Consider the following 895-nt stretch of genomic DNA (forward strand, 5'->3'; position numbering starts at 1 on the left):
TCGTCTCCTGCCTTCACTGGGCTACGGCATTGTTGACGATCTGCGTGACGCTCGGGCGGGCGGCGTCGTTTACGGTCACCTCCGCCGTGGCGCGCAGGTAGTAGATCCCCTTGTCGTTTTGGGGGTCGTCTCTGTCGTTGTCCATAAAGTAGAAGTGGATGCGGTACGTGCCCGACGCCGTGAAGTCAAAGGTAAAGTCGTGGCCCGTGGTGCCAAGACTGTAGTAGCCGGCCCATGCCGGGCGTGACGGGTCGCAGACGCTCTCCTGGCCGCCGCCGTCCCAGTAGGTGGGCACGTCCATGCGCGCCTTGGCCTGGGACGAGCCGCCTGCCTGGGTTACGTGGAAGGTCGTCGCGGCGCCCGCGGGGGCGTCGTTCCACGAGACGGTGAAGGTGACGCCGTTTTGGGTTGCGGTGGCGGTGTGGGCGTAGGGGGTGTTTGCTGCGGTTGTGATGGCCTCGGGGGTGCCGGCGGCTTGCGTGCGGAGGGAGGGGGTGGGGGTGGCGGTCGCGTCGGTTGCGGCGGGGGTGCCGTCAGTGCTTTCCGTGTTGACTGCGCTGGTGCTGGTGGATGTTGCGGTGCTGTCCTCTACGGTATCCGCTGTCGTATTTGTGTTGGTTGCGTCCTTGGCCGTGTTGGCGTCGCTGTTCGTGGCGTCGGCTCGCGCCCGCTGTTCGGCGGTCTCCTGAGGCTGAATCGCCTCCGCAATGGCTGCCATGGGCATCGTCACGCCGACCATGGACGTGCACGCGATCGCGCAGAGCAGGTAGTAAAGGGGCCGTTTCATAGCGGAGCCTCTCGGTGAGCAGCCAACAGGGTCCGAAGGCGGCTCCAGTCCAGCACTCCGCACATATTTTGTTGGGGTTTATTTTACGGGAACCCCAGTCAACATCAG

1 protein-coding gene is annotated in these 895 nt (G+C 64.7%); it reads right to left on the minus strand.

Annotation, left to right across the window (positions count from 1 at the left end; genetic code table 11):
• Positions 1–13: 13 nt before the first annotated feature.
• Entirely contained in the window at positions 14–787 is a 774-nt protein-coding gene (locus tag SFLMC1_RS01725; protein WP_154063891.1) for a hypothetical protein, read from the minus strand.
• Between the last annotated feature and the right edge of the window lie 108 nt (positions 788–895).

Origin of the sequence: Collinsella aerofaciens (genome assembly GCF_901212495.1) — a bacterium.
GTDB lineage: Bacteria > Actinomycetota > Coriobacteriia > Coriobacteriales > Coriobacteriaceae > Collinsella > Collinsella aerofaciens_H.